Source organism: Aeromonas media (assembly GCF_000819985.1).
GTDB lineage: Bacteria > Pseudomonadota > Gammaproteobacteria > Enterobacterales > Aeromonadaceae > Aeromonas > Aeromonas media.
In genome coordinates this window covers 1-4,930 of the sequence record NZ_CDBZ01000061.1, presented here as the reverse complement: position 1 = coordinate 4,930, position 4,930 = coordinate 1, and the positions used below count along the sequence as shown (strand labels likewise).

Genomic DNA, 4,930 nt, shown 5'->3' with positions numbered 1-4,930 from the left:
ACAGGCCCTTTTACTTTATTTGGCGGTGAGGGAGGGATTCGAACCCTCGTTTCGGCCTGTCACAGAACAAATATAACCTTTTAATTCAATGACTTAAAACGTGATTTCTGACTATTAAAACAGCCCGATTGACTCAAGCTATTGCCATAAGACTTGCAACTATTTATAGAGAAAAACGCTGAAATGTCAAGAACATGAAGATATGTTTAACAATATGAATCATGTTTCCTCTGAACGAGATGAAGAATCGTGATTCATTAGGAGCCCGCCAGAGTGATCCCTTGGCGATGCATGATTCACAATGAACGAGTTGCATTTCTACAAGGCACCTTCTGACATCAGGAACATTTCCGAGAACATGACGAATGAACCATTAGCGGTTTTGAGCATTGAGCCGCACGGCCTGTCACGGGTGGCAGTCTGAATTTGCTAGATCACAAGGCGTTCAACGGGGTGAACACGATGATCGGGAATGTGAAAAACTCACTGTGGGGCAGCTGCCACACGCTTGGAGCGAAGCATCTGCCAAGACATTTGGCAGAATATTGCTTCCGATTTAATCATCGTTTTGAGCTGAAGAGGATGATAACCCAATTGGGTCGTGCCGTAGTGGCAAGCCCGCCGATGCCATGTCGGCTTTTGAAGATGGCTGAGGGTCATGGGTAATCAGGATGTAGAAAGGGCACGAATATAGTTCGGGCACAGCGCCCACGCTCCGGCTCAACAACGAGGTTAGCAGGCCCTCAGTTTTGGCACGCAATGTGACAATTTAAATATCTTTATAAATCAGCAAGATATCGATATATGGATGGCGTATAGCTGGTGATAGCCCCGCGCTTAGGTGAGTTTAGTGAAACCAGTTGTCCATTGCATCCCACGCGTAAGATGATCAGATCCCCTGTCACGCCAGAGGTTCTGTGCGGACAGTGAGGATATGGGAAACAAATCCATTTAGTGTTAAAATACGGCTCGAACTTTGGAGAACCAGCAATGCCAGTAACCCCATCACCACTGAGATATCCAGGTGGTAAGACAGCCATAACACCAATGGTTACGAGTATTATTCAAGCAAACAATCTAAGGACAGCGCACTACGTTGAGCCTTATGCCGGTGGGGCGGGGCTTGCTTTATCTTTACTATTTAACAATGTAATTTCACATATTCATTTGAATGATCTTGATATATCAATTTGGTCTTTTTGGCACTCCATCATTAATCATACAGAAGAGTTTATTGAATTAATAAATACAACTAATGTAACGATAGATGAATGGCATATACAAAAAGATATTCAAGATAAAAAGGAAAGCGTAGATAGCTTAACGTTGGGTTTTTCAAGTTTTTTTCTAAACAGAACAAACAGGTCAGGAATAATACAAAAGGCTGGTGTAATTGGTGGATTGGAGCAAAAAAGCAAATACACTCTAGATTGTCGGTTTAATAAGAGCAATCTAATAGAGAAAATCCGAAAAATATCAAGTTATTCGGAGTTTATTCATATATATAATATGGATGCCATAGATTTCATTTATAATATTGAGGCGCGAGGTGATCGAACTTTCTATTGCATTGACCCCCCTTATTTTGTTAAAGGTCAGAGCCTCTACACAAATTTCTATGAACCTAATAACCATCAAGACTTGGCTGGAGTTATAGGGAGGATTCAAGGCAAGTGGATGTTGACGTATGATTACGCAGAAGAAATAAAACAGCTTTATTCTAACTATAGAAAATTTTATTTTTCTCTAAATTACAGTGCTGCCGAAAAAAAGAAAGGTACTGAGCTTTTGGTTGTTAGTCCAAGGTTAAGAATTCCAAACTCATTAAATATTCAAAGAGCAACATGTTAATGTTGCTCTTTTGGGGTTCACTATAGATTTAAACCTTTTTTAGATAAAATATCTAGAACCTTACCACCAGGAACCAAACTAATAGATGCATGCCTATGAGCAAGAGCTATTGGAATAATGGCATTTTCATAAAGCTCTAGCTCAAAGTGAGTAAGAACATTCATCGCCTTACCTAGTAATGGATGGTATCGAGGTATTTCAACTTTCTCTCTAGAAAACTTCCTCTTTGCTTCACTGTTTTTTATTTCATCATCAAATAAGATCGGAGGTGTTTTATATTCAAATGGATAAACCAATCCAAATACAAACACTTTTCCATTTCTAGTCCTATAGATAAAATCTTGTCCATAATATGTTTCATGGCCAAAGTTATCTGATGATTCTGAACGTGCGGCTATGTATCGATGGCGATATTCATCATCGATAACACGAAAAGCTCCTTTATCAATATATCTTGATAGCGCCATCGCATGCTCTACAGCAGGGCCTGTCTTTTGGACCCCCATAATTAGTGGCGCTTCTAATCCTTTATTTTTAAGTGTTAGACCTATTTTTGAGTAAAGTTTAAGTAATCTAGCATGAACTTTTGCTGGCTGACCAAATATTGCAAGAGGACCATCCACAATGAACGCCATTCCACTAAGTTGTTCCGGATTTCGATCGCAAACCAATCGTATAAAGGACGCAACAATAAGGTGCTCAACGACATTCATAAATCGGGTAATAGCTGAACCATTGTCTCCTAAATCTGAAATCTGCTCATGAATTCTCATAACATCCGTAATGTAAACATTTTGCATGCAGCTACTACAACGCAGTACTTCTTCTTTCTTTTTAAATATAAATTGCTCTTTTCCCCCACAAGATGGACAATTTTTAAGCTTAACTTCACCATTGTCTATTGCCAATAATGTTCCCACAACATTGTAATTATCATCATTAGTCCAACTAGTTCTAATATCTGAAAGCTGTTCATACACGGCTAACCGAAATCCATCTTTTACCGTCAGCGAGTTTTTATATCGAACATTGCAACCTGGTAAAGTGAACGCAACAGAGTCCCCACTTCGGTGAAGTTCAGCCACCCTGAATGGATCAACAAAGTTAGAGTTCACAGGGCGCAAACTATCAAACTCAGAAACAGTAATAATTACCATGCTATTCTTAACATAGCCAATTTGTGTACTTGGAAAAAGCCCGGGTATGGGCTCCTTGTAAGGGCTTGCATCAGAGGCCACAACATGATTTGGAAGCCAACGAATGCCCTCATTCCACAGCACATAATCTTTTGTAATTTTCTTGGCTTCTTCTTCGGAAGGAGGGACCAAGCAACTACAGTCATTGAGGAATTTTTGTACATCAGGGTTTTTGACCACATCTACATGCCCCCCCTTTCCTGCTGATTCTCTGTTATAGGGCATTAGTCATCACCTCGTTGATTTGATTTGTTTGTATTGCTCAGCCAACTCACTAGGCTTAAAGCGATTTATTTGTGTGGGCACTACGAATGGGGAGGATAATGTTTTAATTCTCGCAAAACCTACATCTTGAGCAGTTTTTAATGAGGAATGGAAATCAGAAAAATCGTAAAACTTACCTAATGAACGTAACTCATCTTCATTATTAAGGTGTGTCACAAACCAGTTTTCAGTATTTGCCAAAATATTGGGGTGTATAGAGGATGGTTCCTGGGTAGCATAAACAAAAGCAATTTTAGCCTTCGCTCCCTCTTTGGCAATTCTTGGCCAAACACCAGTTAAATCATCAGTACGACCTATTAAATTATGTGCTTCCTCAACATATATAACAATATTGGGAAGATCTTCATTTTTGTGGAATCTTCCCATAGACTGAGTCAATATATGCCTTGCTATACGAAGAGCCATGGCTTTGCGCACGATCTCAGAACCAACCGAAAGATCTAATATAACAATCTTACCATTTAAGAGTAGGTCATAAATTTCAGCTTCTACCTCACTATTACGATTAACGCTATGGTATTCAGCTATTGGCCCCAAGTAACTTTTTACCCTGATAGGTGTATCGGTTTCGTTTTTCCCCACTATCAGATTAGCCAATGCCTTCAAATTATCATCAAACCAGTCATCTTTTGCCTTTTCACTGCGAAGTGAAGGCCATAGTCCGGTAGGAATTTTAGTGCCATTTTTCTTAAATTCCCTTTCGGCAGCTTCATAGTCTTTTCGAATTTTCTTATCCGCACTACGCGCATCTGAAAAAAACTTAACTAAATCATTCAAAGAAACACCAGAACTATAATCAGGAAAAAAAACCTCTGCTTTATTTTTTAAGTCATCTTGTGTAGGTTTTTTACCTAATGACTCTTCAAGCTCACAAACAACATTAGTATAATTTTGCTCTAAAATTTGGCGTTTCACATTTTTTGATACGTTCAACTTAACCTTGTAATCCCTTGGGGAGTCAAAGCCTCTACAATATAAAAGAGCCTTAAATGCAGCAAGTAGTCTTTCAAATCGTGACATTTCACTTTCTGATGCATCATCAGGTAATGGATCCAAAGATATAGAAGACACCAGTATTTTCATATCACTTGCAGTGATTTTTTCATCCTTTAAAATATCTTGAATTATAGATATGGCAATATCAGGTTGCTCATAGAAGTTATTTCTTAAATCCTTCACAGACGGATTACTACTTAGAGTGCCTCGATAACAAACAACATCATCCTGAAATACATCGGCTATTGAGCTACCATCATCCTGTTGGTTTACATTCGCATACTCACCGTTTATATCAAATATGATCTGCCCTACTCGAGTGTTGTCTTTAATTGCTGACATTGCAACTGATGAAACTGTAGTCTTTAGGGTATTTGATTTACCCGTTCGGGTCATACCAAGGATTGCCGTGCGACGAGCCAAAAAATCTGTCGGCTGAATTTGAACAGGAACAAGAGTTTCCGTTTTCGCTCTGTGAAGTCGAGTTGTTGAAGTGTACCTAACAGTACCAATTTCTATGGACGTAGGCATTGAACTAAAGCCTGATTTTTTTGCCTCCTCTTCGGCTTTTTTCTTAACCTCTCAGGGCCGACGCATGATCA

At 39.1% G+C, this 4,930-nt stretch carries 3 protein-coding genes and 1 pseudogene; 2 read left to right on the top strand and 2 right to left on the bottom strand.

The window, feature by feature from the left end; genetic code table 11:
- Window positions 1-405: 405 nt before the first annotated feature.
- Window positions 406-666, top strand: a pseudogene (locus tag BN1127_RS21140) (IS1595 family transposase); the annotation flags it as partial.
- 324 nt (window positions 667-990) lie between these two features.
- Window positions 991-1,851, top strand: coding sequence for a DNA adenine methylase (locus BN1127_RS21135; protein ID WP_082029966.1), 861 nt, complete (start codon window positions 991-993; stop codon window positions 1,849-1,851).
- Between the two features lie 20 nt (window positions 1,852-1,871).
- Here the strand turns inward: BN1127_RS21135 and BN1127_RS21130 are convergent, their stop codons facing one another.
- Window positions 1,872-3,272 carry a hypothetical protein gene (locus BN1127_RS21130; protein WP_082029965.1) on the bottom strand — a complete coding sequence of 467 codons (1,401 nt, stop codon included), beginning with the start codon at window positions 3,270-3,272 and terminating at the stop codon, window positions 1,872-1,874.
- 6 nt (window positions 3,273-3,278) lie between these two features.
- On the bottom strand, window positions 3,279-4,859 hold the full coding sequence (locus BN1127_RS21125) for a helicase HerA domain-containing protein (protein ID WP_197069625.1): 1,581 nt from the start codon (window positions 4,857-4,859) through the stop codon (window positions 3,279-3,281).
- Window positions 4,860-4,930: the final 71 nt, after the last annotated feature.